At 71.6% G+C, this 2,648-nt stretch carries 2 protein-coding genes and 1 pseudogene; 1 reads left to right on the forward strand and 2 read right to left on the reverse strand.

Going from position 1 to position 2,648, the window contains the following annotated elements:
* Together B7L92_RS30695 and B7L92_RS30700 are read right to left on the reverse strand one after the other, a co-directional pair.
* Nucleotides 1–770, reverse strand: a 770-nt coding sequence (locus B7L92_RS30695) for a DeoR/GlpR family DNA-binding transcription regulator (RefSeq protein ID WP_255311212.1), incomplete at its 3' end; no start/stop codon positions are given.
* Nucleotides 771–972: 202 nt separating this feature from the next.
* Complete coding sequence (locus tag B7L92_RS30700) at nt 973–2,421, reverse strand: NAD(P)H-quinone dehydrogenase (RefSeq protein WP_081240604.1); 1,449 nt, start codon at nt 2,419–2,421, stop codon at nt 973–975.
* 96 nt (nt 2,422–2,517) lie between these two features.
* Here B7L92_RS30700 and B7L92_RS30705 point away from each other — a divergent pair.
* Nucleotides 2,518–2,648, forward strand: a pseudogene (locus tag B7L92_RS30705) (gamma-glutamylcyclotransferase); the annotation flags it as partial.

Here is a 2,648-nt window from a genome sequence, read left to right on the forward strand (position 1 = left end):
CCCCCCGAGCCCGCCGGCCCCCCCGGCGCCCCGGCGACGGCGATCTGCACGCCCTGGTCGGCGAGCGCCTGGAGCTCGGTGGCCGCGCGGTCGTCGTGGGCGGGCGGCTCGTCCGTCACGAGGCGGGTGATGAGGTCCGTGGGCACGGTCTGGAACATGGTGTCCGTGCCGAGCTTGGTGTGGTCGGCGAGGACCACCACCTCCGACGCCGCCTGCACCAGCGCCCGGTCGACCGACGCCGACAGCATGTTGGACGTGGAGAGCCCCCGCTCGGCGGTCAGACCGCTCCCGGACAGGAAGGCCCGGGACACCCGCAGCCCCTGGAGGGACTGCTCGGCACCGCTGCCGACCAGGGCGTAGTTCGAGCCGCGGAGCGTACCTCCGGTCATCACGACTTCCACCCGGTTGGCGTGGGCCAGGGCCTGGGCGACCAGCAGGGAGTTGGTGACGACGGTCAGCCCGGGCACCCGGGCCAGCCGGCGCGCCAGCTCCTGCGTGGTGGTGCCCGCGCCGACCACGATGGCCTCGCCCTCCTCCACGAAGTTCGCGGCGAGGTCGGCGATGGCGGTCTTCTCCGCGGTCGCGAGATGTGACTTCTGCGGAAAACCGGACTCTCGCGTGAACCCGCCCGGCAGTACCGCACCGCCGTGCCGGCGGTCGAGGAGTCCTTCTGCCTCCAGCGCGCGCACGTCCCGCCGTACGGTCACTTCGGAGGTCTGGACGACGCGGGCGAGTTCACGGAGCGACACGGCCCCGTTCGCTCGCACCATTTCGAGGATCAATTGGCGACGTTCTGCAGCGAACACGAAACTGACAGTAACGCCGACGACCGTCTGCTTTCAGCAGTTTGCGCTGAATAGCAGAAGTTGTTCGCACGGAACCACGCCAAGTGGTATAGAGCCTGGTCCCGTCGCTCGTGCCGGCCGCACGGCCGGCACCTCACGACGGGCGGTGGGAGCCGTTTCCGGCCGGTCAGGCCTCGCCGCCCGTCTTCCGGGTGTGCAACTGGCGTGCCACTTCGGCGATCGAGCCCGACAGGGAGGGGTAGACCGTGAAGGCGTTCGCGATCTGTTCCACCGTCAGATTGTTGTCGACCGCGATCGAGATGGGGTGGATGAGTTCCGAGGCGCGCGGTGCGACGACGACGCCGCCCACCACGATGCCGGTGCCCGGCCGGCAGAAGATCTTGACGAAGCCGTCGCGGATGCCCTGCATCTTCGCGCGGGGGTTGCGCAGCAGCGGCAGCTTCACGGCCCGGGCGTCGATCTTGCCGCCGTCCACGTCGGCCTGGGTGTACCCGACGGTGGCGATCTCGGGGTCGGTGAAGACGTTCGACGAGACGGTCTTCAGGTTCAGCGGGGCGACCGCGTCGCCGAGGAAGTGGTACACGGCGATGCGGCCCTGCATGGCGGCCACCGAGGCCAGCGCGAACACACCGGTCACGTCACCGGCGGCGTACACGCCCGGGGCCGTGGTCCGGGACACCTTGTCGGTCCAGATGTGCCCGGAGTCCCGCAGCCGGACCCCGGCCTCCTCCAGGCCCATGCCCTCGGTGTTGGGGATGGCGCCGACGGCCATCAGACAGTGCGAGCCGGTGATCACCCGCCCGTCGGCGAGGGTCACCTCCACCCGGTCCCCGACCCGCTTCGCGGACTGCGCGCGCGAACGCGCCATGACGTTCATGCCGCGCCGGCGGAAGACGTCCTCCAGCACCGCGGCGGCGTCCGGGTCCTCGCCCGGCAGCACCCGGTCGCGCGACGACACCAGCGTCACCTTGGAACCGAGCGCCTGGTAGGCGCCGGCGAACTCGGCGCCCGTGACACCGGAGCCGACCACGATGAGTTCCTCGGGGAGCTCGTTCAGGTCGTACACCTGGGTCCAGTTCAGGATCCGCTCGCCGTCGGGCCGGGCGTCGGGCAGCTCCCGCGGGTGTCCGCCGGTGGCGATGAGCACCGCGTCGGCGACCAGCGTCTCCTCGGTCCCGTCGGCGGCGCGCACCACGACCTTGCGCGACCCGTCGAGCGCCTGCATGCCCTCCAGGCGCCCGCGTCCGCGCAGCACGCGCGCGCCGGCCCGGGTCACGGACGCGGTGATGTCGTGCGACTGGGCCAGGGCGAGCCGCTTCACCCGCCGGTTGACCTTGCCCAGGTCCACGCCCACCACCCGGGCGGCCTGCTCCATGGGCGGGGTGTCGTCGGCGACGATGATGCCCAGCTCCTCGTAGGAGGAGTCGAAGGTGGTCATCACCTCGGCCGTGGCGATCAGGGTCTTCGACGGCACGCAGTCGGTCAGCACCGACGCCCCGCCCAGACCGTCGCAGTCGACGACGGTCACCTCCGCGCCGAGCTGCGCGGCGACCAGCGCCGCTTCGTATCCGCCGGGTCCGCCACCGATGATCACGATCCGAGTCACGTACTCCATTGTCCCGCACACCTCACCGTGCGACCGTCCGGGGGCCCACCCGTGGCGCCGCCGTCACCGGCGTGACCCCCGTCCCGGCTGCCGTACCCTTCCCCCATGTCGCTCTACGCCGCGTACGCCGGCAACCTCGACGCGCGGCTGATGTCCCGCCGTGCTCCGCACTCGCCGCTGCGTGCCACCGGCTGGCTGAACGGGTGGCGGCTGACGTTCGGGGGCGAGGGCTGGGA

It is taken from the genome of Streptomyces viridosporus, assembly GCF_002078235.1.
Classification (GTDB): domain Bacteria; phylum Actinomycetota; class Actinomycetes; order Streptomycetales; family Streptomycetaceae; genus Streptomyces; species Streptomyces viridosporus.